This is a genomic window from Xanthomonas sp. SHU 199, assembly GCF_000364665.1.
In the GTDB taxonomy this organism is placed as follows: domain Bacteria; phylum Pseudomonadota; class Gammaproteobacteria; order Xanthomonadales; family Xanthomonadaceae; genus Xanthomonas_A; species Xanthomonas_A sontii.
The window spans coordinates 1-25,036 of record NZ_AQOI01000097.1 but is presented as its reverse complement, the minus strand read 5'-3'; the positions used below and the strand labels follow the sequence as shown (position 1 = coordinate 25,036).

Below are 25,036 nucleotides of genomic sequence, written 5' to 3'. Positions count from 1 at the left end.
AAGGTGCCCCGAAGGGGCGGATGAGGGTGCGGGCGCCTGGGGAGTCGGAGCACCCGGCTACTCGTGCCGGCGTACCCCTCACCCCAACCCCTCTCCCGGCGGGAGAGGGGCTTGCATCACTTCTTGACGCCGGGGAAGCCCAGCTTCTCGCGCTGCGCGTAGTAGGCCTTGGCCACCGCCTGCGCCAGCGCGCGCACGCGCAGGATGTAGCGCTGGCGCTCGGTCACCGAGATCGCGCGGCGTGCGTCGAGCAGGTTGAAGGCGTGGCTGGCCTTGGTCACCTGCTCGTACGCCGGCAGCGGCAGCCCGACCTCGACCAGCGCCTGCGCCTCCTGCTCGCACGCGTCGAAGCGGTGGAACAGTTCGGCCACGTTGGCGTGCTCGAAGTTGTACGCGCTCTGCTCCACCTCGCTCTGGTGGTAGACGTCGCCGTAGGTGACCGGGGTGCCGTCGGGGCCGTAGGTCCACACCAGGTCGTAGACGTTGTCGCAGTTCTGCAGGTACATGCACAAGCGCTCGAGACCGTAGGTGATCTCGCCCAGCACCGGCTTGCACTCCAGGCCGCCGGCCTGCTGGAAGTAGGTGAACTGGGTGACTTCCATGCCGTTGAGCCACACCTCCCAGCCCAGGCCCCAGGCGCCGAGCGTCGGCGATTCCCAGTTGTCCTCGACGAAGCGCAGGTCGTGCACCAGCGGATCGATACCCAGCGCCTTGAGCGAATCCAGGTACAGCTGCTGGATGTTGTCCGGGTTCGGCTTCATCGCCACCTGGTACTGGTAGTAGCGCTGCAGGCGGTTCGGATTCTCGCCGTAGCGGCCGTCGGTGGGGCGCCGGCTCGGTTGCACGTAGGCCGCGTTCCACGGCTCCGGCCCGAGCGCGCGCAGGAAGGTGGCCGGATGGAAGGTGCCGGCGCCCACTTCCAGGTCCAACGGTTGGATCAGCACGCAGCCGTGCTGCGCCCAGAACTGGTTGAGGGTCTGGATCAGACCCTGGAACGTGATCGGAACGGACCGGGAGACGGACATCAAGCAAGGGCCGGTTGAGGGGTGCGCTAGTATAGCGACCGACTCGCGGGGACTTCCGCGCACCGGACCTGGACCATGGATTCGCGCCCTGCCGCGCCGCCCGCGTCGTCGCCCGCCGAGCCCACCGTGGCGTTGCCGCCGGGCCGGCTGAGCTTCGAACGCGTGGCTGCGGCGCTGCTCGCCGACGGTCTGGTCGCACCGGCCGAACGCGGCCGCGTGCAGTTCTCGGCGCAGACCGCACGCACCGTCAGCGACGTGCATCCGCTGGTGCTGCTGTCCAACCTGAAACTGGCCGCCACCCGCCCGCCCGGCAGCGAACTGAGCCTGGAACGGCTGACCGAGTGGCTGGCGCAGCGCTGCGGCCTGCGTTACCTGCGCATCGATCCGACCCGGGTCGACGTGGCCGCGGTCACCGGCGTGGTCTCGCATGCCTACGCGCGCCGCCATCGCATCCTGCCGCTTGCCCTGCAGCCCGAGCGTCTGCTGGTGGCCACCAGCGAACCGCTGGCGCTGGACTGGCTCGGCGACGTGCAGCACTTGGCGCGGCGCCGCATCGAGGTGGTGGTGGTCAACCCGCTGGACCTGCATCGCTACACGATGGAGTTCTTCGGCGTGACCCGCTCGGTGCGCGGCGCCAAGGACGGGCGCACCGAACAGAGCAGCGGCCTGCCCAGCTTCGAGCAACTGGTGGAACTGGGCCGCGGCGGCGACGTCAACGCCGACGATCACCACATCGTGCACATCGTCGACTGGCTGCTGCAGTACGCCTACGAGCAGCGCGCCAGCGACATCCACCTGGAGCCGCGGCGCGAGGCCGGGCGCATGCGCTTCCGCATCGACGGCGTGCTGCACAAGGTGCTGGAAGTGCCGCCGGCGGTGATGACCGCCATCGTCAGCCGCATCAAGGTGCTCGGGCGCATGGACCTGGCCGAGCGGCGGCGCCCGCAGGACGGGCGCATCAAGACCCGCTCGCCGGGCGGGCGCGAGACCGAGATGCGCCTGTCGACCATGCCCACCGCCTTCGGCGAGAAGTGCGTGATGCGCATCTTCGACCCGGATGCCGCGTTCAAGAGCGTGGACCAGCTCGGCTTCAGCCCGCAGGAAGCGGCGGGCTGGAACGCGCTGGTGGAGCGCCCGCACGGCATCGTGCTGGTCACCGGCCCCACCGGCTCGGGCAAGACCACCACGCTGTACTCCACGCTCAAGCGCCTGGCCACGCCGGACGTGAACGTGTGCAGCGTGGAAGATCCGATCGAGATGATCGCCACCGAATTCAACCAGATGCAGGTGCAGACCAACATCGACCTGGACTTCGCCAGCGGCGTGCGCACCCTGCTGCGGCAGGACCCGGACATCATCATGATCGGCGAAATCCGCGACCTGGAAACCGCGCAGATGGCGGTGCAGGCCTCGCTGACCGGCCACCTGGTGCTGTCGACCCTGCACACCAACGATGCGCCCTCGGCGATCACCCGCCTGCTCGACCTGGGCGTGCCGCATTACCTGGTCGCCTCCACCCTCAACGGCGTGCTGGCGCAGCGCCTGGTGCGCACCCTGTGCAGCCACTGCAAGCGCCCGCACACGCTGGAAGCGCACGAGTGGGACGCGTTGCGCGAGCCGGGCGAGGCCCTGCCCGAGACACTGCAACCCTACGCCCCGGTCGGCTGCCTGGAATGCCGCCGCACCGGCTACCTGGGCCGGGTCGGCCTGTACGAGCTGCTGCCGGTGACCCCGCGCCTGCGCACCCTGATCCGCGCCGACATGGACCTGGCCGGCTTCAGCCGCGCCGCCCAGGACGAGGGTGTGCGCACGCTGCGCCGCGCCGGCCTGGAAAAGGTGGCCGCCGGGCTGACCACCATCGAGGAAGTGCTGTCGGTGCTGCCGCCGCAGGAGTGAAGCGCGGGGCGCTTCCCTGCCTCATGATCGCTAGTTATATGGCTATGCCGCCATCGCCGCGCGGCCTTGAACAATCCACGACGACGGCGTCTAGAATCCCACCATGCCGTTCGCTTCTCCCGTCCGTCGCCGTGCTGCGCCCTTCCTGATCCTCGAAACCGGTGAGCCGGTGGCGACGATGCGCCGCTACGGACGCTTCCCGCACTGGATCCGCGTCGCCGCCGGCCTGGCCGAGCGCGAGACGGTGGTGACGAACGTCGCCGCCGGCGAGGCGTTGCCGGCAAGGGGCGACTTTGCCGGGGTGATCGTCACCGGCTCGGCGGCGTTCGTCACCGACCGGGCAGAGTGGAGCGAACGCTCGGCGGCCTGGTTGCGCGAAGCCGCCGAGGACGGCACGCCGCTGCTGGGCATCTGCTACGGGCACCAGCTGCTGGCGCACGCGCTGGGCGGGGAGGTCGCCTACAACCCGGCCGGGCGCGAATCGGGCACGGTGGACATCGAACTGCACCCGCCCGCCGCCGAGGATCCGCTGTTCGCCGGCCTGCCGCCTCGCTTCCCCGCGCATGCCACGCATCTGCAGACGGTGCTGCGCGCGCCGTCCGGCGCCACGGTGCTGGCGCACTCGGCGCAGGACCAGTGCCACGCGTTCCGCTGGGGCGAGGCGACCTGGGGCGTGCAGTTCCATCCGGAGTTCGCCACCCACCACATGCGCGGCTACGTGCAGGCGCGTGCCGACTGTCTACGCAGCGCCGGACGCTGCGCCCGTACCATCGCCCGCGAGGTCAGCGCCGCACCGCTGGCACGCAAACTGTTGCGGCGCTTCGTTCAGCACGCACGCGGGCAGCACAGCAGCGGCCAGGCAAAACCGCGATAATCTGTGCAGTCGCCGCCGCTGTACGGCGTCCCCCACTTCGGATTGGCAATGATCGAGATTCGCAAGCTGCCGGCCTCGGCCGGCGCGGAATGGCTGTTGGCCGGCATGTCCCTGCTGCGGCGGGCGCCGTGGGCGTTGGGCCGGCTCGGACTGATCTGGGGCCTGGCGGCGCTGATCGCCCTGTTCCTGGGCGTGCTCAACCCGACCCTGGGCATGCTGGCGCAACTGCTGATGGGGCTGGCCGGGCCATTGCTGTTCGGCGGGCTGGTGTGGGCCGTGCGCGAGGTCGACCAGGGCCGCAGCGCCGAGCCGGCGCACCTGCTGCAGGGCCTGCACGGCGGTCGCACGCCGAACCTGCTGGTGGCGTTGCTGCCGCAGGTGGTGGTCGGGCTGGCGCTGGCGCTGCTGGCGGTGGTGGTGATCGGTCCGGACGGGTGGATGCAGCTGACCACGGTGATGAACAAGCTCAACGAGCTGGGCCAGTCCGGCGCGCAGCCGGATCCGTTGCAGGTGGAGCAACTGGTCGCGACCCTGCCGGCGTTGCGCATCCTGCTGTGGCTGATGCTGGTGGCGGTTGGGTTCGTGGCGGTGGCGCTGACCCTGTTCCTGTTCGCGCCGCAGGTGATGTTCGACGGCCGCAACGGTATCGCCGCCATCGGGCACGGCCTGCGCGCCTGCCTGCACAACCTGCCGGCGATGCTGGTGTTCTTCGTCCTCGCCTTCCTGGCCATGTTCGCGTTCTATTTCGCGCTGACCGTGGTGATGCTGGTGCTGCAGCTCCTCGTCGGCACCGCCGTGGCCGCGCTGGTCGCGCAGTTGCTGCTGATGGCGCTGCTGATGCCGGTCCTGGCCGGGATCGTGTACGCGGCCTGGAAGCAGATGTTCGTGCACGCCGGCGATGCGGCGCCGGCGGTACCGCCGCCGCCCTCCAACGTCTTTGTGGCGTAGCGCCGGGATTGGGGAATCGGGAGTCGGGAATCGCTAAGAGCCACAGTCACAGCAAAACGGCCCCTCGGGGCCGTTTTGCTGTGTGCGGCAGATTGCCGTCAAGCCGCGTGGTAATGGTGGGTATGCAGCGAACCGCTGTTCCGATTCCCTATTCCCGTGCCTCGATTCCCGGCTTCTTGGTCACCGCCGCTGCAGCGATGATGCCCAGCTCGTACAGCAGGCACATGGGGATCGCCAGCATCAGTTGCGAGACCACGTCCGGCGGGGTCAGCACCGCGGCCAGCACGAAGATGCCGACCACCGCGTAGCCGCGGCCCTCGCGCAGTTGCTGCGGGGTCACCCAGCCGAGCAGGGCCAGGATCACCAGCGCCACCGGCAGTTCGAAGCTGGCGCCGAAGGCGAAGAAGATCGCCAGCACGAAGTCCAGGTAGGCGCCGGCATCGGGGGTGAGCTGGATCACGTCCGGCTTGAACGTGGTCAGAAAGTGGAACACCGCCGGCAGGACCAGGAAGTAGGCGAAGCCGCAGCCGAGGTAGAACAGCAGCACTGCCGAGGCCAGCAACGGCAGCGCCAGGCGCTTCTCGCGCTGGTACAGGCCGGGGGCGACGAAGGCCCAGGCCTGGTACAGCAGCCAGGGGGCGGACACGAACAGGGCCAGGAAGAACGCCAGCTTCAGCGGCGCGATGACCGCGCCGGCCGGGTGCGTGGCAATGACGCTCTGGCCCACCGGCAACTGCGCCAGCATCGGCTCGGCCAGCCAGGAGTACAGGCGCTTGGAGAAGGGCAGCAGCGCCACCACCACCACGCCCAGGCCGATCAGCGCGCGCATCAGCCGCGCGCGCAGTTCGATCAGGTGTTCGATCAGGCTGCTCTCGGCTTCCACGTTCATCGCGGCGCCTCCGGATCAATGGAGGGCGGCTGGCCGGTGTGCGCCGTGGCGGTGGACGCCGGATGTGGTGCGGCGGCACCGCGCGCGGCGGCGGGCACCGTCGCGGCAGAGTGCGTGGGCAGGGGCGTGTCCGTCTCGGGAGCGTGCGCAGTCGGGGCGTCGATTGCGGCGGCTGTCGCTGGCGGCACGGTCGACGGCGCGCTGTCGGCAGGCGGCACCGGCGGGTTCGGATCGATCTCGCGGCGCAGCGCCTCGGTCTGCCGCTGCAGCTCCTCGCTGCCATCGCGAAACTGGGTCTCGGCCTGGCGCAGCGAGCTCTGCACGTCGTGCAGGCTGCGCTTGAGTTCCTCGGCTTCCAGTTCGCGTTCCAGTTCCTGCTTCACCGAGTCCCACTGCGCGCGGGCGCGGCGCACCCACAATCCGGCGAAGCGCGCCGCCTTGGGCAGGCGCTCGGGACCGAGCACCACCAGGGCCACCACCGCGATCACCAGCAGTTCGCTGAATCCGATATCGAACACGCCGGCGGGGTCCCGTCAGTGCGCGTCGCGGTCGCGCTCGGCCTGGGTCTGGCGGGACGGCTCGCTGCTGCTGCGCGTCTCGTCGCCGAGCTGGCCGGCGGGCTTGTCGTCGTCGCGCATGCCTTTCTTGAATTCCTTGACCGCGTTGCCCAGATCCTTGGCGCCGCTCGTCAGCCGCTTGGTGCCGAACACCACCAGCACGATCACCAGCACGACCAGCCAGTGCCAGATGCTAAAACTGCCCATGATCCGCTCGCAGAAAAGTCGTGAGGAACTCGCAGGATAACGCACCGCGCCGCGCCGCGTTACCTTTCCCGGCCGTGCAGGGAGGGCTGCACGGCGCGATGGACAGGTGGCGTTGGGAACGGCGCTCAGCGATCGCCGTCGAGCTTCTCGGTGCGGATCTCGCCGTCGGACACCGGCTGGAAGCCCTGCTGCGCCGGTTGCGCCTGGCCCTGCAGGGGCACGGTGCTGGCGGCGGCCTCGGGCGCGGCGGTCGGTTCCGGCGTGGCCTGCGGCGCCGGCATGGCCGCCGGTGCCGGGGCGGCGCCCGGGCTGCCGTTGCTGTCGGTGCCACGGCTCTGCCGCGCGGCGTAGGTGGCTTCCTCGAGCTTGTCGCGGAAGGCGACGATGTCGTTGGACGGCCGGTTGGTGGTGCGGCCCTCGAAGATCATCCGCGGAGTGGTGTTGCTGCCGTAGGCGTTGAGGTCGGCGGCATCGTCGATCTGCAGCGCGGCGCCATCCAGGGCGACGCCGGCGAACAGGCCGCGCGCGCGCGACCACGACCAGATCTCGGCCTTGAGCTGGCCGTCGGTGGCAGCGGCGGCGTTGCGCCCGACCGGACCGGCGGCGACGCCGGCATCGGCGCCGAGGGTGAACTTGCCGTTGACGATGTTGTCCAGGCTGCGGTCGTTGCGGAACACCAGCACCACGTCGGAGGACTGCACGCCGACCTGGAAGCCGATGCTGCCGCCGGTGAGCTTGACGAACACCGGGTTGGACCAGGTGCCGTCGGGGCGCTTGACCGACATCAGGCCGTGGCCGCGACGGCCGCCGATCACCAGGCCGGCCTTGAGGGTGTCCGGGATCACCACGATGGCGCGGCCCTCGTCGAGCAGCTTGTCGGGGATGGCCTGCTCGGGAATCTTCTGGATGTCGGTCAGCACGCGCAGCGCGTTGCGGGCGCGCTCATCCTCTTCCGGTCCGGCCACGGCGTGGCCGACGAACAACAGGGTGCTCAACAACAGGGCGAGGCGCGGCAGGAGGGGCATGGCGGGCTCCGAAATAGGTCCGCAGCAAGATACTGCAAGTGCTTGAACTTAGTCACAGGGCAATGAATCGGCAATGAGTGGTGCCGGCACCGCATGCAGGCGCCGTCGATCGCCGCGATCGAACGGATCGACACGCCGCAACGCGCGCGCTCTGCCACAATGCGCGCATGTCCGACGCACCCGAGACCGCCATCCTGGTGGTGAATCTAGGCACGCCCGAGGCGCCCACCGCGCCTGCGGTCGCCCGTTATCTGGCCGAGTTCCTTGGCGACAAGCGCGTGGTCGCGATCCCGCGGCTGTTCTGGTGGCCGCTGCTGCACTGGGTGATCCTGCCGCGGCGCTCGCCGAAATCGGCGGAGAAGTACGCCCAGGTGTGGCTGGCGGACGGCTCGCCGCTGGCGGTATACACCCGCCGCCTGGCCGAGGGCATGCAGCGCGAGCTGCCTGGGCACCGCGTGGCCTGGGCGATGCGCTACGGCGCGCCGGCCCTGGCGCCGGCCCTGGACGCGCTGCGCGAGGCGGGCGTGCGCCGGATCGTGGTGCTGCCGCTGTACCCGCAGTATTCGACCACCACCACCGCCTCGATCGAGGATGTGGTGCAGGCCTGGCAGGCGCGCCATCCGCAGCTGCCGGTGCACCTGATCGAGGACTACCCGACCGATCCGGCCTGGGTCGCGGCGGTGGCCGACAGCGTGCGTGCGCACTGGGCGCAGCATGGCCGCGGCGAGCGCCTGTTCTTCTCCTTCCACGGCCTGCCGCAGCGCGTGGCCAACAACGGCGATCCCTACCCGCAGCGCTGCGAAGCCAGCGCGCAGGCGATCGCCGCTGCGCTGGGCCTGGAGGCCGGGCAGTGGGAGCTCGGCTACCAGTCGCGCTTCGGCGCCGAGCGCTGGCTGCGCCCGTACGCCGAGCCGCGGCTGTGGGAGCTTGCCGGGCAGGGGGTCAAGCAGGTGGACGTACTCTGTCCCGGCTTCGCCACCGACTGCCTGGAAACCCTGGAAGAAGTGGCGATGGGCTTCGTCGAGACCTGCGCCGAACGCGGCATGCAGGTGCGCTACATCCCCTGTCTCAACGACGCCCCGGCGCACGCGCGCGCGCTGGCGCAGCTGGCGGCCCGCGCCGCATGAGTTTGCGTGCTTTTGCCTGCCCGTCGCGGGTGGGCGCGCTGGCCGGACTGCGCAGCGGCGACCCGCAGGGGCCCAAGGCGCTGGCCTTGCACGGCTGGCTCGACAACGCCGCCAGCTTCGTGCCGCTGAGCCGACACCTGCCGCAGCTGGACCTGGTGATGCTGGACCTGCCCGGCCATGGCCACAGCAGCGACCTGCCCGATGGCGCCGAATACCTGCTGGCCAGCGCCCTGCATCCGGTGCTGGACGCGGCCGATGCGCTGGGCTGGGAGCGCTTCGTGCTGATCGGCCATTCGATGGGCGCGGCCATCGCCAGCCTGCTGGCCGCAGCGGCGCCGCAACGCATCGAGAAGTTCGTGGCGATCGAGATGCTGGGCGGCCTGGCCGAGAGCGAGGCGGGCGCGGTGGAACGGCTGCGCAACAGCGTCGCCAGCACCCGCCGTGCCACCGCCACGCCGTTGCGCGTGTTTCCCGATCTGGCCGCGCCGGTGCGGGCGCGGATGCTGGCCAACCAGCTCAGCGAGCCGGCCGCGCGGCTGCTGGTGGAACGCGGCGTGCGCGCGGTGGACGGCGGCTACGTGTGGCGCAGCGACCGCCGGCTGACCCTGCCCACCGCGATCCGCCCGACCGAGCCGCAGATGCAGGCGCTGCTGGCCGGCATCGAGTGCCCGACCGCGGTGGTGTTCGCCGATCCGGCGCAGGACATCCTGCCCGAGTCGCTGCGCCTGCAGCGCGCGGCGTGCCTGCGCGACGGCCGGGTGCACACGCTGCCCGGCACCCACCATCTGCACATGGAACAGCCGGCGGCGGTGGCCGCGTTGCTGCACGGCTTCCTCTGACGCAGACGCGGCGCTGACCGCGTCGCCATGCGTCTGCGCCGCCGCGACCATCGCATCCGGGCATCGCGCACGCACACTGCGACGCAGTGGGCGCCGGTGCTGCGCAGGCCGCCGCAATTGTTCCTTTCGCGGCGTCACAGTTCGACATGTTGTCGCCGTGCCGTCGCGGTTCGGAAAACTTCGGCGCACAGCGTAGCGCGCACCTTTCGCTCTGACGCCGCGCCTCCATGATCCGCCTCCTTCGCCGCTACCGGGTCGGCCCACGCCTGACCTTCGCCTTCGCTGCCCTGCTGTTGATCTGCGGCGCCCTGATTGTGGCCAGCCTCGCGTCGATGGCGCTGGCGCGCCAGCAGCTCGACGACATCGCCCTGGACAAGATGGAGAAGATCCGCCTGTCCAACGCCATGGTCGCGGCGCAGGCGCGGCTGGAGATCGGCCTGCTCAACGACGTCATCCTGACCAACCCCGACGAGAAGCAGGCGGTGGTGCGCGCGATCGGCCAGGCCCAGCGCGACTACGCGCAGGCACGGCGCAAGCTGTTCGCGCTGCGCCTGGACCCGGCCGACCGCACCGGCGCGCAGCTGCGCGCGGCGATCGACAAGGCCTATGTGCAGGTGCAGCCGTTCCAGTCGCAGGTGCTGGCGATGGCCGCCGACAACCAGAACCTGGATGCGCAGACTTTGCACCTGTACACCTTGCAGCCGCTGCTGGCGCAGTGGCAGCAGGCGATCCAGCGCAACGCCGCGCACCTGCGCACGCTCAGCGACGGCTCCTATGCGCAGGCGGTGACCACCATGGCCCGCGCGCGCTGGCTGCTGCTGCTCGGCGGCGGCCTGTTGCTGGCGGTCAGTGCGTGGCTGGGCTGGTGCATCACCCAGAGCCTGGTGCGGCCGCTGCGCGAAGGCACTCGCGTCGCCGCGGCGATCGCCGCCGGCCAACTCGACGCGGTGTTGCCGGCACAGGGCAACGACGAGGCCGCCGAGCTGCTGCGCAGCATGCAGACCATGCAGACCCAACTGCGCGCGGTGCTGGCCGAGCAGCGGCGGATGGCGCAACGGCATGCCGACGGCGCCATCGCCTGCCGCGGCGATGCGGCCGCCTTCCCGGGCGACTACGGCCAATTGCTGCGCGACGCCAATGCGCTGGTCGACCTGCACGTGGGCACCGCGCAGTCGATGGTGGCGCTGATGCGGCGCTACGCCATCGGCGATCTCAGCGAGGACATGCCGCGCCTGCCCGGCGAGCAGGCCGCGATCTCCGAGGCGATGGATGCGATCAAGGCCAACCTCGGCACGCTCAGCCGCGACATCTGGCATCTGGCCGAGGCCGCCGCGGCCGGCGACTTCAGCGCGCGTGCCGATCTCGGCGCGCACCAGCACGATTTCCGCATCATGCTCGAGAGCCTCAACCAATTGATGGCGACGGTGGACGGCAACCTGGGCGAGTTGTCCGGGTTGTTGCGCGCCATCGCCAGCGGCGACCTCGGCGTGCGCATGCACGGCGATTTCCATGGCGTGTTCGCCGACATGCGCGACGACGCCAACGCCAGTGCCGACCAGCTCGCGGCGATCGTGGCCGGCATCCAGCACGCGGCCGCAGCGATCGATGCCGAGGCCGGCGCCATCGCCGGCGGCCACCAGGACCTGTCGCAGCGCAGCGCCGAACAGGCCGGCACGCTGGAGCGCACCGCCCGCGCGGCGGCGCGCCTGACCGACACCGTGCGCCAGAACGCCACCCATGCGCACCATGCCAACCAGCTGGCCGACGCCGCGGCGACCGTGGCCGGCCAGGGCGGTGCTTCGATCGATGCGGCGGTCGGTGCGATGCAGGGCGTGGAAGCGGCCTCGCGCAAGATCGGCGAGATCATCGCGGTGATCGACGGCATTGCCTTCCAGACCAACATCCTGGCGCTCAATGCCGCGGTGGAGGCCGCGCGTGCCGGCGAGCAGGGCCGCGGCTTCGCGGTGGTCGCCAGCGAGGTGCGCGCGCTGGCGCAGCGCTCGGCCGATGCGGCCAAGGAGATCAAGCGCCTGATCGAGGCCTCGGTGGACCAGGTCGCGGTGGCCTCGGCGCAGGTGCACGACGCCGGCCGCACCATGGGGCGCGTGCTGGCCTCGGTGGACGAGGTCAATGCACTCATGGCGGGCATTGCGGCGGCCTCGCAGGAGCAGGCCGCCGGCATCGACGAAGTCGGACAGGCGATGGCGCAGATGGACCGCAGCACCCAGCAGAACCTGGCGTTGGTGGAGCAGGCCACGGCCGCGTCGCGCGCGTTGGAGCAGCAGGCCGGCAGTCTGAGCGAGGCGGTGGCGGTGTTCCGGCTGGCCGATGCGGCACCGTCGGTCCCGCTGCCGGAGCAGGCGTTGCCGGTGCTGGCGATCCAGCCTGCGCCAGCCGGCTTCGACTATGCGCGCAGCGCCTGATGCGGAAGCGTTCGCAGGAGCGGGGCGCCGCGGGCAGTGCGGTTGACGACCGCTACGGCGTCCATCGCCACGCCGAACGCACCCACGTCGGGGGCATGCGGACAGGCCTGTAGGTGTGCTCCCTACACACCCATCGTGAAGCTTGTGTGTAGAAAAATTTTCGCTTAAGTTGCGCCCACGCCTGCCGTCAACAGGCGTAGACGCGATACGTCCTGTGTACGCGGCTCGATCCCGGCGTCCTGACATGCCGGCGTAGTGCCGCACGGACCGTACCGCCTCGCTGGCGCCGGAGGTCGCGCCTGATTCGCGGTAGGCGGGAGGAGAGGGGGCCTGCCGGGCGCTGCATGGAGTTCTGCTTCCGCAGCGCTGGGCCAACACACCGCGATGCGACCGCATCGGCGCGCCCACCCGCCTGCTCATTCCTCCCTTGTTCGCATCCCTGTTTGCGCCATGTTGTGCCGCAGCGCAGCATGCGTGCTCGATTCGCCGCCCGAGCGCAGCCTCGCCGCAGCCGTCGATCGCGCCGCGATGTTCGGTGTTCAGCCGCGGTCCGGGCGCACCCGCCGCAGCGTCTTCGAGCGCTTCGACGAACGTGCTCTCGCCCAAGCCGATCTGTCGGATGCAGCCTGTCCTTCAGGAGCGGCTTCCGCCGCGATGCGCTTTGCCGAGCGCGCGCATCGCGGCGGAAGCTGTTTCTACAGAGTGTTTCCCACCATTCGTGGATGGACCCTTCAGTCGCGATCCGGCCGCAGCAGCCAGCGCAGATGCGCCTTGAGCTGGCGACCGTGCTGGTGGAACCAGGTGCGCTCGGCGCGCCAGTCGGGGAAGCGCGCTTCCACTTCGTGCCAGAACGCCGGCGAATGATTGGCCTGGATCAGGTGGCAGAGTTCGTGCACCAGCACGTACTCGAACGCCGAGGGCCGCCCCAGCACCAGCGCCAGATCCAGCGCCATGCTGCCGTCGGGCGCCAGCGAGCCCCACTGCGAGGACATGACCTTGTAGCGCACCGCACGCGGGGCGCGCGGCAGCGATGGCAGGTACTGCGGCAGCCAGCGGCCGACGTCGGCGCGGGCCTGGGCTTCGTAGAAATCGCGCAGCGCGCGGCGCAACGCTGCGTCGCCGCCGCGTGGCGGCAGGTGCAGGTGCGCCACGCCGTCGGCGACCTCGATGCGCGCGTAGCGGGCGTCGTGCCAGGCCACCGGCAGCGACTGCCCGCGCAGCGGCAGTTCCCCGGCCTCGCCCGGGCGCAGCGGCGTCAGCGTCTCGGCGGCGACATAGCGCGAGAGCTGCTGCGCCAGCCACTGTCGGTTCTCCAGCAGGAAGCGCTCGCCGGCGATCAGGCTGGCCCGCGGCGGCAGGGTCAGGCGTGCGCCGCGTTCGTCCACGCTGAGCTTGATGCGCCGCGCGCGCGGGTCGCGCACGCGCAGCACCTCGACCTCGCGCTCGTCCAGGCGGAAGCGGACGAGGTCGCGTTCGACGGCCGCCGGGGGCGGCGCGATCAGGCGACGGAGCAGATCGGGCATGGGCACAGCATACCGCCGGCACGGGTGCGCACGGTGACAGCCGCGTGCACCCGCTTGCGCCGCGGCATCAGTCGGCCTTGCTCAGCTTCAGCGCCGCTTCCAGCAACAGGAACAGGCGCCGCACTTCGGCGCTCATCAGCGCGAAGCGCGCGTCCAGTTCGGCGCGCACGCCGTCCTGGTCGGCATGCTCGAGCTGGTCCAGCGCACCGTCGAGGAACTTCAGCTTGCGGATCACCAGATCGTCGCCGAGCACGAAGGACACGTGGTCGTCGAGCACCAGCGCCAGCTTGGTGACCTGCTTGCCGGCTTCCAGGTGCTTGTCGATCTCGTCGCAGCGCAGCTCCTGGTGCTGGCACTTGACCACCGCGCCGCCTTCGATCGGATCCTTCATCTCGCATTCTTCGCCCAGGCTCAGGCCTTCGGGCAGCGGCTCGCCGGCGATCCAGCCGGTGAGGATCGAGCGCGGCGCCACTTCCGCGTTCAGCGGCAGCGCCGGGAAGCTGCCGAGCAGGCCGCGGATCTCCGACATCACGTTCTCGCCGGTCTTGCGGCTGGAGGTGTCCACGGCGACGTAGCCGTGCTGCAGGTCGAGCATGGCGTCGGTGCGCGAGGACTTGACGAAGGCACGCGGCAGCAGCTCGTGGATCAGGTCGTCCTTGAGCCGCTTGCGCGCGCGGCCGCCGGGGCGCCGGCCTTCCTTCTCCTCGATCTCGGCGACCTTGCGCGCGAGCAGGTCGTTGACCACCGAGCCGGGCAGGATCTTGTCCTCGCCGCCGACGGTCAGCCACAGGAAGTCGGCGATGCGGTGCGACAGCGCTTCCTGCTCGTCGCGGCCGAACGGGGAGATGAAGCCGCGCGAACTCATTTCCAGCGGGCCGACCGACTTGAGCTGGGCCTCCGGCAGGAGCGTCTCGACCTCGGAGAAATCGAGCGTGGTAGGAAAGCGGAACAGGGTCAGATTGCGAAAGAACATCGAGCATCCAGCGGAAGGAAACGGAACGGTCCGGCGGCATGCGCCGGGGAGCGGCGGCCATTGTCGCATCGCGCCCGCCCCGGTACCGCATCGGGCGGTTCAGCGAGATGGATCAGCCCGGCGGGTCGTCCGCCCAGGCGCCGGCCGCGGACGTGGCCGCGCCGCCGAGCGCGGCGAAGTCGAACAGCGCGCGGTCGGCCAGCTGCGCCGGATGCACGTTGCCCAGCGCGCGGGCGATCTGCTCCACCCGCCCCGGATGCTCCCGGTCCCACTGCTGCAGCAATTGGCCGACCTGGCGGCGCTGCAGGGTTTCCTGGCTGCCGCACAGCGTGCAGGGGATCAGCGGGAAGGCCTGTGCCTGCGCGTAGGCGGCGATATCGTCCTCGCGCACGTAGGCCAGCGGCCGGATCACCACGTGGCGGCCATCGTCGCTGCGCAGCACCGGCGCCATCGCCGCCAGCTTGGCGTGGAAGAACAGGTTCATGAAGAACGTGGCGACGATGTCGTCGCGGTGGTGGCCCAGCGCGATCTTGGTGATGCCGTTCTCCGCCGCGTAGCGGTACAGCGCGCCGCGGCGCAGCCGCGAACACAGCGAACACAGGGTCTTGCCTTCCGGCACCACCCGGGTGACCACCGAATAAGTGTCCTGTTCGATCACATGCCAGGGCACGCCGCGCTGGCGCAGGTAGGTCGGCAGCACGTCGGCGGGAAAGCCCGGCTGCTTCTGGTCCAGGTTCACCGCCACCAGCTCGAACGGTACCGGCGCCTTGCGCTGCAACTGCAGCAGGATGTCCAGCAGGGTGTAGCTGTCCTTGCCGCCGGACAGGCACACCATGACCTTGTCGCCGGCGCCGATCATGCTGAAATCGGCGATGGCCTGGCCGACCTGCCGGCACAGGCGCTTGCCGAGCGCCGCGGCGTTGCGGGCGGCGGGCGGTGTGGGATCGGCGAGCGGGTGCAGCGGCGGCAGGGGCAGGGGCGAGGTCATCGGCGGTAGTGTAGTCGGCGCGGCTGGCGCAGCACCGCGCGGTCGGCGTTGCCGGTCATTCCAGTTCCGCCACCTCGACCGTCCCGAACGTGCTGGTCAGGCGGGCGATGACGGTGCCGAGGCAGCGCAGTCCCTCGCTGGTGTTCGCGCAAAAGGACAGGCCGTCTGCGGTGCACCAGAACACTGCGTCCGGCATCGGTCGTGCCAGCGCGGCGGCGCCGGCATCGCGCGCGGCCGCCTCTTCCACGCCCGGCAGCTGGCCGATGGCTTGCCGTGTCTTTGCTGGATCGGCGTCGGCAAACGTCAGGCAATACTCATATCCCATGTGCTGCTCCGATTCGGGGCGGTGCCTAGCGGCGTGCGACGTCACCGCTTCGCGGATGCGATGCCCCGGCACAGCCTACACGCCAATTTCGTAGTGCTGATGCTCGGTCGGAATGGGCCTTCGGACACCGCCGAGTCTTACGCGCCGACGCCGATCGGGTCTTGGGTCAGCGTACCGCCGCGGCGCCGTGCGCGGCTCCACGCCTCTGCTACACCGGACGGAAAAGCGGCCCGCGGCCCACAAACATCCACACCGACGACAGCGTTATGGCGTCGTCCCCTGGTCCATCGCAACGGAGATGGATGTGTGCGTCATCAGCGCATATAGTTCGGCCACCCGCTGCTCGGAGATGCCTTCACGCTGTTCGACTGCGAGCGGGTGCGCGGTCGGCTCCAGTTCGATCCATGGGCGAATGCCGTCGTTGCGCAGATGGACCTGCGTCTTGAGGCCGGCGGTCTCCGGATACGGCGACAGGCGTGTGTTCAGCCAGCCGAAGAACGGCCCCACATGCGCACGCTGCGGCTGATCGAAACAGTTGACCCACTGCAGGTAGCTGGCTTCGCTGAGCGAGACCCACACGCCCCAGGAAAACGGTTCGGCGTGGCCATGCACGGGGATCTCGATGCAGCCGCGGACGAAGAAGTGAGCCTCGTCGATCACGCAATCGTCCGAGCCCAGCTCGCAGCGGGTGGCGCGCTGCGCCTCCGGAATCAGCGCATAGCTCAGCGGCGCCGCCACGCTGAAGCCGGGCATGCCTTCGTGGACCTGATCGCAGGCGCTGCAGGTGAAGCGGAACGTCATGGCTGGGGGCGAGACGGCAAGAAGGCTGGCCAGTGTAGCCGCCTGCGGCATCGCCAGCCTCGGCGCGCGGCAGGCATCCGGCGCCCCTGTTTTTGTCGTCATGCCGTGCCGGGACCGGCCCGCTACACTCGCCACTGGTCACCGACGCAAGGTCGCCCCATGTTCAAGAACCTCATCCCCAAGATCTTCTACGCGCGCATGCAGGACGGGCTGGATTTCTTCGTCGGCGGCCTGGGATTCCAGGTGCTGTACCAGGACGCCACGATGGCGGTGATCGCACGCGACGGCGCCAAGGCCTATCTGGTGGAGAACGCCGAGTGGGCGGCGAAGGACCGGCCGGAACTGGGCATCGAAACCGACAGCATCGACACGATCTATGCCGAGTTGTCCGCACGTGCGCCGCAGTGGCTGCATCCGAATTGCCGTACCGTCGCGCTCAAGCCCTGGGGCGCACGCGAGTTCGCGATGCTGGACCCCACCACGGTCTGTGTGGTGTTTCGCGAGTGGCCGGCGCAGGAGTGAGGGCGCGCAGGCGGATGCCATGTGCGTCCGGTCCGTTCATCGTATCGGCGCATGGTAGACCTCGGACAGGGAGGCCTTGTACTCGGCGATCGGCGGCAGGCCCATCGTCGCGCGGCGCGCATCCAGGCCGTCGATGTCCTGGGTCCTGTCCAGGACCATCGTGCCGTCCGGCTCGGTTTTGAACTGCGTACCGTAGAGCTGCGGCTTGCCTTGGTGCAGCAGCACGCGATCCTGCAGCATCGCCACATCGGAAGGATCCGCCTCCTTCTGCGCCAGGGCGGACTGCATCAACGCGAGGACCTGCTCCTGGAAGGCGGGGTCCAGGGTGGCGTGCTGGGCGATCAGGAACGCGGCCTTGGCCCCGTCTTCGCCCACCGATGTGCGCGTCGGCCATCCCTTCTTCGCCACCATCGCCTTCAGCCAGGCGGTGTTGTCCTGATCCACCGCCACCGTCTGATGCCATGATGCGGGGGTGTTTCCCTCGTCGATGGCCCTCTGTCGGACGGCCTGATCCTTCTCCACACGCGCCAGTAATGCCTGCCGCAGTGGCTGGTCGAGGCGCGCCTGGCGTGCGGCATCGAGCGTCTCGGCACGGGCGAGCAGCGCTGGCCACGCCGGCAAGGTGCGCAGCCGGTTCAGGCCGGGTCGATCCTTGTGCATCAGTTCCGGCACATCGATGCGGTCTTGCGCCAACCGCGCGTCGAGTACCGCCACGGCCGCATCTGTTCTCCCGGCAGCGGCCAGGCATTCGACGTAGAACAGATCCGCTCCGCTCGGTAGGCCGGCCGGCGCTGCGTCGATGCGCGCCAAGGTATCGGCACAAGTGCCGTAGTCCTTCGCATCGTAGGCCGCAAGCGCATCGTCCAACCGCGCAGGCTCCGAAGCGGAGACAGGCGCCGCGCTCGCGGCCAGCAATGCGACAAACAGCGCGTATCCCTGGTGCATAAACGATCCACTCTGGCGGGGCCGCGCGGCGCGTAGCCTGGGCGGACAGTAGCGCAGTCCGGTGTCATCGGCAGCACGCGGTCACGACTGCGCCTGGGCCGCGGCGGGAGTGTCCCGTTGGGGACCTGGCGGGTCACACTATGCACACACTGGTTGCTTACCCCGACCACGCCGGTCCCTCCCACATCCCGCGGAATCGCACATGCGCAAGAAACACGATCTGCCGGAGAAGCCCTGCCTTCACTGCGGCCGGCCGTTCCGCTGGCGCAAGAAGTGGGAGAAGGTCTGGGACGAGGTGAAGTATTGTTCCGACCGCTGCCGTGGCGAACGCAAGCGCGTGCGCGCGCCGGAGGCGCCGTGAGCTGCCGGGCCGTGCGCTGGCCCACCGCATGCCCGCGGGCGTGCCGCCCTGCATGAGTCCGGTGCCCTCCACCGCCCACACCCTGCGCCTGGTACTCGGCGACCAGCTCGATCCCGAGCACGCCTGGTTCGACGTGCGCGATCCCGGCGTGGTGTATGTGTTGATGGAAGTGCGGCAGGAGACCGACTACGTCCTGCACCACGCGCAGAAGATCCTGGCGGTGTTCGCCGCGATGCGCGATTTCGCCCGCCAGCTGCGGGCGACGGGCCAACGCGTGCGCTACGTGGCGATCGACGATGCCAGCAATCGCCAGTCCATCCCCGCCAATCTCGAGGCGCTGATGGCGCACTACGGTGCGCAGCGCCTGCAGTATCAGGATCCGGACGAATGGCGTCTGGACCAGCAGCTGCGGCAGTGGGGCGCGGCGCAGGCCTTCGTCGTCGAGGCGGTGGACAGCACGCACTTCTACACGCGCCGCGGCGAACTGGCGGACTTTTTCCGCGGGCGCCCGCAATGGTTGATGGAGCACTTCTACCGACACATGCGCAAGCGTCACCGCATCCTGCTGGCAGCGGACGGCACGCCCGAGGGCGGGCAGTGGAACTACGACCACGACAATCGCCAGCCCTGGCATGGCGAGCCGCCGCCACCGCCCGATGCGCGCCCGACCCACGATCACCGCGCGCTGTGGGCCAGCATCCAGGCCGCCGGCGTAGCCAGCTTCGGCCAACCGCAGGCAGAGACGTTGCGCTGGCCGCTGAACCGGGCCGAGGCGCTGGCCTGCCTCGATCGGTTCATCGTCGACGCCCTGCCGCATTTCGGCCGCTACGAGGATGCGATGAGCACGCGCAGTCCGCGCCTGTTCCATTCGCAGCTTTCCTTCGCCCTCAACACCAAGATGCTGAGGCCGCAGGACGTGGTGCAGCGCGCGCTGGAGGCCTATGGTGCCGGCGCCGCGCCGCTGGCGGCGGTGGAAGGTTTCGTGCGGCAGATCCTCGGCTGGCGCGAGTACGTGCGCGGCATCTACTGGGCGCACATGCCGGACTATGAAGCGCGCAACGCGCTCGGCCACGACACGCCGCTGCCGGCCTGGTTCTGGACCGGCGACACGCACATGCGCTGCCTGCACCACGCCATCGGCCAATCGCTGCAGGATGCGTACGCGCACCATATCCAGCGGCTGATGGTGATCGGCAACTTCGCCCTGCTGGCCGGCCTGGACCCGGCTGCGGTGCATCGCTGGTACCTGGGCGTCTACATCGACGCGTTCGAATGGGTCGAACTGCCCAACACCGTGGGCATGAGCCAGTTCGCCGACGGCGGCCTGCTCGCGACCAAGCCCTACGTCAGCAGCGCGGCCTACATCGACCGCATGAGCGACTACTGCCAGGGCTGCCGCTACGACCGCAAGCAGAAGACCGGCGCGCGTGCGTGTCCCTACAACGCGCTGTACTGGGACTTCTTCGCGCGGCACCAGGACACGCTGGGGCGCAATCGTCGCCTGGACATGGTCTACCGCCAGTTGGGCAAGCTGCCGGCCACGCAACTGCAGGCCTTGCGCGCACAGGCGCAGCAGTTGCGCGAAGGTCTGGACACGCTGTAGCGCGGGCCAGGCGACTCGCGCGCATTCGCAGCGGCCGGATGCGATGCGGGAACGTGCCCTGCGACGCACCCAAAGCGTGCCGCGCGCCGCGTATCGGCACACTGTCGCATCGGCGGACCGTGCAATCGCGCGATCTGTTACCTGCGTTCTGGCCGATCGAGACGCGCTTGAGCACCCTATGCCGCCGGTCGGCGCAGGCCGCCGGTTGCACTCGAGGTGTCAGCGACGTGGATGACGGTCGGATGACTGTCGCGCGTCGTGTTGTTCCCCCGCAACCCTATCGAGCATGATCATGACCACGACGTTCTCCCTCACCACCAGCGCACGCGCGCTGGGTGTCCTCGCTCTCATGACCGCCGCCACGGCGATCGCTGCGGTTCCCGCGGCGCCTCAATGCAGCGTGCCGCAGGCCTGGGCGCTGCCGGCCGCGACCACCGTGGTCGGCAACGGCACGCAGGCCAGTTGCACCGCCAGTGCGCTGGCCACCGCTGCGGCGCAGGGCGGCTACATCACCTTCAACTGCGGCAGCAAGCCGACCAGCATCGCCGTCGCCCATTCGATCACCATCGCGGCGGCGGCGGCCACGGTGATCGACGGCCAGGGCAAGATCACCCTGGACGGCCGCCAGTCCGCCCGGATCCTGCTGGTCAATGCCGGCAGCGCGCTGTCGGTGCGCAACCTGAAACTGCAGAACGGCAGCTCCGTGCAGCCGGCATCGAACCAGGCCTACGACCCGGGCACCTGGGGCGGCGGCGCGATCAAGGTCGGCTACCGCGGCAAGCTGGAAGTCATCAACAGCCAGTTCCTCGCCAACCGCAGCAGCATCGGCGGCGGCGCCATCTTCGCCGGCAGCGACGCCGAGGTGACCATCGTCCGCAGCGGCTTCTACAAGAACAGTTCCTGGCTCGGCGGCGCGCTGTACACCCAGCTCAGCCGGCTGACCATCGTCGGCTCGGAATTCGCCAACAACCAGGCGATCAATGCGCCGCAGGGCTTCCCCGATGCCGGCAACTTCGGCGGCGGCGGGGCGATCGACACCGACGGCGCATCGCTGGCCGGCTATCTCAAGGGTGGCGTCGGCAGCGGCGGCACGTTGGCGATGTGCGGCACCGTGGTCCGCAACAACGTCGCCGCCAACGGCTCCGGCGGTGCCACGTTGTGGGCGTACGCGCCGGACACCATCGACGTGAAGTACTCCACCTTCGCCAACAACGTCGCCACCGGCGGCCCCGGCGGCGGCGCGCGCATCAGCATGGGCTTCACCGACACCTCGCATGCCGGCACCGCCATCACCACGCCGGGCACCATCAACGTCGCCGAGACCAGCTTCCTGTCCAACAAGGCCCAACAGGGCAACGCCGGCGCGCTGTACCTGGATTGCTACGGCGCCTGCGACGTCAGCAACAGCACCTTCTACGGCAACTATGCGAAAGGCGTGGGCGCGGCCATCCAGCATGTCGGCTGGCAGCCGGCCAACGGCGACCAAGGCAGCCCCAGCGTGCGCTTCAACAACGTCACCTTCGCCGAGAACACGCCGTGGGTGACGCTGTTCGGCGACAGGTTCGACCTCCGCAACAGCATCCTGTACTCCAAGACCGAGCGCGTGTTCTGCAACAACCAGAGCAACACCGGCAACAACCTCATCGAGTACTCGGCCAAGGGCGCAGTCTGGCCGAACGCCTGTCTGGCCGCGGGCAACGTGAAAGCGGCCGATCCGCTGCTGTCGGCCCCCGCCAGCAACGGCGGGCCGACCCTCACCCAGCTGCCTGCGGCCAACAGCCCGGCGCTGAATGCCGGCAGCAACTGCGCCGCCATCGACCAGCGCGGCAATCCCCGCAATACCGCGGTGTGCGACCTGGGCGCGGTGGAGGTCAAGTAAGTCGATCTGCAGTCGTAAGTGCATGGCAATGCGCGGTCGCACCGGCTTGGCCGGTGCGACTACGCGATCTGGCGCCCTTCATCCGGATGAGCAGAGCGTGGAGCATGAGAACACCACAACCAGAACGGCAGCCACGGCGACGAGCCATGGCCTGTAGGCTTGCTTCTGGATCAGGCAACGCGCACCACAATATTCAACAAGCTGATACTTGCGACAATCGGCGCCGTCAAGGCGGACCATTCGCCACGGCGATCGTGGGCCAGGTTGATCAGGCCATCACTCGATGCGAGGTCGTTCAGGACGGCTCCCAGCATCCAACTGCTGGAAAAGAGCAACAGCCAGCCGACGACGCTCTTCATCAAATGCTGATCCCCGCACCATCCAGCAGCGGCTGACTCTGGCGAACGTCATCGGACGCGTCTGGATCCCAAGGCCAGACTCCTCCAAGTGTCGGATAGACAATCTGCAGGGCAGCATAATCGGTACCACCATGAAACCAGGTTGCAGACAGCATGTAGGTCTCGCGATGAACCTCCAGGACTTGGCGGAACTGCACCGGAAACCCTTCGAGAAAGCCCGTATACGGGAGGCCCGCTACGAAAAGCTCGCCGTTGCGAGCACGCTCCATGTAACGGTTGATCAAGGCGCTGCCAAGGTCGGAGCGAACCCCGACGACAATGACCTCTGGGATACCGAGGGTTTTTGCCAAACCGATGGAGTAGGAGAAAGGCTGCTGGATCTGACTCGGATCGAAAACGGAGGTGATGTGACAACCGAATTTCTCTACGTTGTTGAGTATCCGCTGCTCCATTCGATTCATGTCGGTGCTGGTATTCGAGAGGAGCGCGCCGAGCGGCACGGGTGTGTTGAAAGATCTCGCGTATCAGTCTAATTCCAAAGCCGATAGGAACAACAGGGTCATGGTGGTCGCAGAGACCGTGGGTGATGCTTGCGTAGCAGATGCCAGGCGAACTCGCTGGCGCCGGATCGTCAGCAACGCGACTGGATGGCCCTGCTACAGTGCGCGCGGCATGCGCCGAAGACCGCAGGAGCGACCATGAACGAATCCGACGCCTACGTGTACGACGAGATCCGCAAATGGGTCTGGTCCGGGTTCTACTCCCAGGACGATATCCAGGAGATGCTCGAGGACATCCTCGAAGACGACTGCGACGAGGCCATGTTGCGCGCCTCGGTCGCCAGCCAGTGGCAGGCCAAGCAGCAGGCGGAACAGACCTGGCCGGCGCAGACCGATTGCGACCGGCTCGATGCGCTGTTCGAGCGGCTGCACGACGCCGGCATCTGTGCGCTGGCCAATGCCGGCTACACCATGTCCGACGGTCACGTCGAAGTGAACCAGGCGGTGGCCGACACGCCGGACCGGCGCTACCACGGTTACTGCTTCTATCACGGCCAGGACATGGAGCGCGCGATCGACGGCGGCGGGCTGATGCTGGCCTTCGGCGATCTTGAAGGACGCGAGGAGGCGGACCTGGCGGTCGGCCAGCAGGTCGCCGCGGCGTTGCGTGCGGCGGGCTTCACCGTGGACTGGGACGGCACGCCGCGCAAGCGCATCGACCTGCCCGGCTTTGTCTGGCAGCGCCGCGCCGACTGGGATTGACGTTCCAGCGGGGCGTGGGCAGCCGCTGGCTGCGAGACCTCGACGCGCTGGCTACAATCGCATGCTCATGCCTGACCGCGCCCCCGCTGCGCGCGCGGAAGGCGTTTGACGGAGAGGCGTTTCATGGAGCGGATGCTGTATCGCAATCGCCGCGGGTCGCGGCACGTCGCCGGCAGGCGACTGGCGCCGCGCGCGGCCCTGCTGCTGGCCACCGCGCTGCTGGCCGCCTGTGCCGGTGCGCAATCTTCTTCCCCCTCGATCACCCCTGCACACACGGAGCGGACCATGTCGGAGATGACGCCAGAGCACCTGGCACAAGGCGTAGTACGGTTGATCCTGGCGATCGGCGGCAGGCAGGACCTGGTCGCCGCCCAGGTCGCGGCGCAGACCGGTCTGCAGGTCGAGGACGAGGGCGGGCATGCGTTCAGCGCGTCCGGCACGCTCGCCGGCGGTGGCGGCTACACGCTGGAATCGGTCGCCGATGCCGACGCTGCGCCGCCGTCGCGGCTGGACCTGCGCTTCACCCCCGCGCCGGGCGCGGCGCCGGCGCGGTGCACGCAATCGTTGGACGCGTATCGCCAGGCGCTGGTCGCGGCCGGCTTCGTGCCGCGCTGGATCGCACCGCCGCGTCAGGGCAGCGCCGGCCGCTGGCATTTCGAACGCGGCGCGGTCGCCGTGTACGCCTTCGTCGGCAAGGACGCCGGCGAGCACGATGCGCAGGCGTGCGTGGAGATGCTGCAGATCCTGGTCGACGCGTAAGGAGAGCGGAGATGGCACACGACGACGAACGCCTGAAGGGCATGGTCGACACCTTCGCGCAAGCGCATCCGAAGGAAGGTCAGGCGCTGCGGCAGATGCTGGACAACACGCCGGAACTGCGCATGCGGGTGGAGCAGGCGATCGGGCAACAGCAGCTGTCCGGCTTCGCGCCCAGCCCCGAGGCGGGTACCGGGTCGTACAGCCCGCGCACCGGACAGATCGAGCTGCCGATGGACGTGCTGGCCACGGCGAAGATGAACGCGCCGCGCGACGATTCGGCCAACACCGCCCGCATCGTGCTGGGCCACGAGATCGGCCATGCCATCAACAAGGCCGCCATCGACCGCAGCGATGCCGCGTTCGCGGCCAAGGTCGACGGCATCGCCGCCTCGCCCTCGCCGCACGACTACACCGCCACGCTCCAGGCCTACGGGCAGGAGCAACGCACCCGCGAGGCCAAGGACGAGATCGCCGGGGTCAACACGCTGGCCGACTACGTCACCCGCACCAATCCCAAGGCCACGCTCAAGGACCTGTACAACGCCAGCAGCGAGATGGCGAGCTACATCGACAAGCAGGGCGTGGGCAGCAAGGCCACCTACACCGCCAAGGACGGGTTGAGCTTCGGCAAGGACCTGAAGATCGATGCCGACAATCCGCGCAACGTCGAGGCGATGGGCAAGCTGTTCTACGACGCGCGCGGCTATCCGCAGAACTATGGCGAGCGCGCGCTGGCGCAGATCGCCGATGCCGAGGACCGGGCGCAGGCGCAGCATCCCGAGCGCACGCCGCCGGCGGTGCATGCCGACCTGAAGGCGGTCGGCATCGATGCCGCGCAGGTGCCGCGCGATGTGCTGCCGGCGGGATTCCGCGATGGCTCCGCACCGGCGCCGACACCCGAGCCGCCTGCGCCGCGCGCCAGCGAG

At 69.3% G+C, this 25,036-nt stretch carries 26 protein-coding genes; 13 read left to right on the top strand and 13 right to left on the bottom strand.

Going from position 1 to position 25,036, the window contains the following annotated elements:
• Nucleotides 1-116: 116 nt before the first annotated feature.
• Nucleotides 117-1,025: a glycine--tRNA ligase subunit alpha gene (gene glyQ / locus D183_RS0104625; protein WP_017907965.1), complete on the bottom strand. Its 909-nt coding sequence runs from the start codon at nt 1,023-1,025 to the stop codon at nt 117-119.
• A gap of 75 nt (nt 1,026-1,100) precedes the next feature.
• Here glyQ and D183_RS0104620 point away from each other — a divergent pair, with 75 nt between their 5' ends.
• The 3 genes from D183_RS0104620 (at nt 1,101) to D183_RS0104610 (ending at nt 4,743) form a co-directional block, all read left to right on the top strand.
• Nucleotides 1,101-2,921, top strand: a complete 1,821-nt coding sequence (locus D183_RS0104620; protein ID WP_017907964.1) for a GspE/PulE family protein — start codon at nt 1,101-1,103, stop codon at nt 2,919-2,921.
• 103 nt (nt 2,922-3,024) lie between these two features.
• Entirely contained in the window at nt 3,025-3,795 is a 771-nt protein-coding gene (locus D183_RS0104615) for a glutamine amidotransferase (RefSeq protein WP_081613272.1), read from the top strand.
• A 48-nt stretch (nt 3,796-3,843) separates the two neighbouring features.
• Nucleotides 3,844-4,743, top strand: a complete 900-nt coding sequence (locus tag D183_RS0104610; protein ID WP_017907962.1) for a BPSS1780 family membrane protein — start codon at nt 3,844-3,846, stop codon at nt 4,741-4,743.
• Nucleotides 4,744-4,891: 148 nt separating this feature from the next.
• Here D183_RS0104610 and tatC read toward each other — a convergent pair whose 3' ends face one another.
• The 4 genes from tatC to D183_RS0104590 form a co-directional block, all read right to left on the bottom strand.
• Complete coding sequence (gene tatC, locus D183_RS0104605) at nt 4,892-5,632, bottom strand: twin-arginine translocase subunit TatC (protein ID WP_017907961.1); 741 nt, start codon at nt 5,630-5,632, stop codon at nt 4,892-4,894.
• Nucleotides 5,629-6,150, bottom strand: a complete 522-nt coding sequence (tatB, locus tag D183_RS0104600) for a Sec-independent protein translocase protein TatB (protein WP_017907960.1) — start codon at nt 6,148-6,150, stop codon at nt 5,629-5,631. The genes tatC and tatB overlap by 4 nt, the downstream gene beginning before the upstream one ends.
• A 15-nt stretch (nt 6,151-6,165) precedes the next feature.
• Nucleotides 6,166-6,396: a Sec-independent protein translocase subunit TatA gene (gene tatA / locus D183_RS0104595; protein WP_017907959.1), complete on the bottom strand. Its 231-nt coding sequence runs from the start codon at nt 6,394-6,396 to the stop codon at nt 6,166-6,168.
• Nucleotides 6,397-6,521: 125 nt separating this feature from the next.
• Nucleotides 6,522-7,421 carry a lipid-binding SYLF domain-containing protein gene (locus D183_RS0104590; RefSeq protein WP_017907958.1) on the bottom strand — a complete coding sequence of 300 codons (900 nt, stop codon included), beginning with the start codon at nt 7,419-7,421 and terminating at the stop codon, nt 6,522-6,524.
• Between the two features lie 167 nt (nt 7,422-7,588).
• On the opposite strand from D183_RS0104590, the gene hemH reads away from it, so the two are divergent.
• The 3 genes from hemH (at nt 7,589) to D183_RS0104575 (ending at nt 11,810) form a co-directional block, all read left to right on the top strand.
• Nucleotides 7,589-8,548 carry a ferrochelatase gene (hemH, locus tag D183_RS0104585; RefSeq protein ID WP_017907957.1) on the top strand — a complete coding sequence of 320 codons (960 nt, stop codon included), beginning with the start codon at nt 7,589-7,591 and terminating at the stop codon, nt 8,546-8,548.
• Nucleotides 8,545-9,387: an alpha/beta fold hydrolase gene (locus D183_RS0104580; RefSeq protein WP_026144190.1), complete on the top strand. Its 843-nt coding sequence runs from the start codon at nt 8,545-8,547 to the stop codon at nt 9,385-9,387. The genes hemH and D183_RS0104580 overlap by 4 nt, the downstream gene beginning before the upstream one ends.
• Nucleotides 9,388-9,614: 227 nt before the next feature.
• Nucleotides 9,615-11,810: a methyl-accepting chemotaxis protein gene (locus D183_RS0104575; RefSeq protein WP_017907955.1), complete on the top strand. Its 2,196-nt coding sequence runs from the start codon at nt 9,615-9,617 to the stop codon at nt 11,808-11,810.
• 731 nt (nt 11,811-12,541) lie between these two features.
• Here D183_RS0104575 and D183_RS0104570 read toward each other — a convergent pair.
• The 5 genes from D183_RS0104570 to D183_RS0104550 form a co-directional block, all read right to left on the bottom strand.
• The gene (locus D183_RS0104570; protein ID WP_017907954.1) at nt 12,542-13,333 is read right to left on the bottom strand and encodes a M48 family metallopeptidase; all 792 of its coding nucleotides are present in this window, start codon (nt 13,331-13,333) and stop codon (nt 12,542-12,544) included.
• A gap of 67 nt (nt 13,334-13,400) precedes the next feature.
• A complete protein-coding gene (locus tag D183_RS0104565) occupies nt 13,401-14,306 on the bottom strand; it encodes a recombination-associated protein RdgC (protein ID WP_017907953.1) in 906 nt (301 codons plus the stop codon).
• A gap of 112 nt (nt 14,307-14,418) precedes the next feature.
• Nucleotides 14,419-15,294, bottom strand: coding sequence for a tRNA 2-thiocytidine(32) synthetase TtcA (ttcA, locus tag D183_RS0104560; RefSeq protein ID WP_017907952.1), 876 nt, complete (start codon nt 15,292-15,294; stop codon nt 14,419-14,421).
• Between the two features lie 55 nt (nt 15,295-15,349).
• Nucleotides 15,350-15,664: a hypothetical protein gene (locus tag D183_RS27920; RefSeq protein ID WP_232757211.1), complete on the bottom strand. Its 315-nt coding sequence runs from the start codon at nt 15,662-15,664 to the stop codon at nt 15,350-15,352.
• 219 nt (nt 15,665-15,883) lie between these two features.
• The gene (locus D183_RS0104550) at nt 15,884-16,471 is read right to left on the bottom strand and encodes a DUF2199 domain-containing protein (protein ID WP_232757210.1); all 588 of its coding nucleotides are present in this window, start codon (nt 16,469-16,471) and stop codon (nt 15,884-15,886) included.
• 108 nt (nt 16,472-16,579) lie between these two features.
• Between D183_RS0104550 and D183_RS0104545 the strand changes: the two genes are divergently transcribed.
• A complete protein-coding gene (locus tag D183_RS0104545; RefSeq protein ID WP_017907949.1) occupies nt 16,580-16,942 on the top strand; it encodes a hypothetical protein in 363 nt (120 codons plus the stop codon).
• Nucleotides 16,943-16,978: 36 nt separating this feature from the next.
• Here D183_RS0104545 and D183_RS0104540 read toward each other — a convergent pair whose 3' ends face one another.
• Nucleotides 16,979-17,887: a DUF6624 domain-containing protein gene (locus D183_RS0104540; protein ID WP_026144189.1), complete on the bottom strand. Its 909-nt coding sequence runs from the start codon at nt 17,885-17,887 to the stop codon at nt 16,979-16,981.
• Between the two features lie 202 nt (nt 17,888-18,089).
• Here D183_RS0104540 and D183_RS26295 point away from each other — a divergent pair, with 202 nt between their 5' ends.
• The 3 genes from D183_RS26295 to D183_RS0104525 all read left to right on the top strand — a co-directional run bounded on the left by D183_RS26295 (nt 18,090) and on the right by D183_RS0104525 (nt 21,730).
• A complete protein-coding gene (locus D183_RS26295) occupies nt 18,090-18,248 on the top strand; it encodes a DUF2256 domain-containing protein (protein ID WP_017907947.1) in 159 nt (52 codons plus the stop codon).
• Between the two features lie 52 nt (nt 18,249-18,300).
• Nucleotides 18,301-19,851, top strand: a complete 1,551-nt coding sequence (locus tag D183_RS0104530; RefSeq protein ID WP_017907946.1) for a cryptochrome/photolyase family protein — start codon at nt 18,301-18,303, stop codon at nt 19,849-19,851.
• Nucleotides 19,852-20,143: 292 nt separating this feature from the next.
• Nucleotides 20,144-21,730: a choice-of-anchor Q domain-containing protein gene (locus D183_RS0104525; RefSeq protein ID WP_039726145.1), complete on the top strand. Its 1,587-nt coding sequence runs from the start codon at nt 20,144-20,146 to the stop codon at nt 21,728-21,730.
• A 170-nt stretch (nt 21,731-21,900) separates the two neighbouring features.
• Here the strand turns inward: D183_RS0104525 and D183_RS0104520 are convergent, their stop codons facing one another.
• Nucleotides 21,901-22,089, bottom strand: a complete 189-nt coding sequence (locus D183_RS0104520; RefSeq protein WP_017907944.1) for a hypothetical protein — start codon at nt 22,087-22,089, stop codon at nt 21,901-21,903.
• Nucleotides 22,089-22,589, bottom strand: a complete 501-nt coding sequence (locus tag D183_RS0104515) for a DUF4262 domain-containing protein (RefSeq protein ID WP_017907943.1) — start codon at nt 22,587-22,589, stop codon at nt 22,089-22,091. The genes D183_RS0104520 and D183_RS0104515 overlap by 1 nt, the downstream gene beginning before the upstream one ends.
• A gap of 198 nt (nt 22,590-22,787) precedes the next feature.
• Here D183_RS0104515 and D183_RS0104510 point away from each other — a divergent pair, with 198 nt between their 5' ends.
• The 3 genes from D183_RS0104510 to D183_RS0104500 all read left to right on the top strand — a co-directional run.
• On the top strand, nt 22,788-23,351 hold the full coding sequence (locus D183_RS0104510) for a DUF6891 domain-containing protein (protein WP_017907942.1): 564 nt from the start codon (nt 22,788-22,790) through the stop codon (nt 23,349-23,351).
• Nucleotides 23,352-23,474: 123 nt separating this feature from the next.
• Entirely contained in the window at nt 23,475-24,110 is a 636-nt protein-coding gene (locus D183_RS0104505; protein ID WP_017907941.1) for a hypothetical protein, read from the top strand.
• Nucleotides 24,111-24,121: 11 nt separating this feature from the next.
• Nucleotides 24,122-25,036 (top strand): hypothetical protein (locus tag D183_RS0104500; protein ID WP_017907940.1); only part of this gene is annotated, 915 nt, incomplete at its 3' end.